We start from the raw sequence: 230 nt of genomic DNA, 5'->3' as shown, positions 1-230 counted from the left end.
AGATACCGTAATGTGACGGGCACCAATTGCCAAGCCCTTGTCATCATTCACAACACGTAAGAAGGTCATAACATTATCGTAGTTGTCAAGTGGCTCACCAATCCCCATCACGACAATATGGCTAACACGTTCATTTTGATTACGCTCATCTAAGTATTTTTGTACCAACATAATCTGTGCTACAATCTCACCACTCGTCAAATCTCTTTGCTTAGGAATCAATCCAGATG

1 pseudogene is annotated in these 230 nt (G+C 41.3%); it reads right to left on the bottom strand.

From position 1 onward, the window contains the following. Nucleotides 1–230: pseudogene (locus RG959_RS25070) on the bottom strand (dual-specificity RNA methyltransferase RlmN); the annotation flags it as partial.

Source organism: Domibacillus sp. 8LH, from assembly GCF_038806185.1.
Classification (GTDB): Bacteria; Bacillota; Bacilli; order Bacillales; family Domibacillaceae; genus Domibacillus; species Domibacillus indicus_A.
The sequence above is the reverse complement of the archived record's forward strand: the minus strand, read 5'-3'. Positions and strand labels throughout refer to the sequence as shown.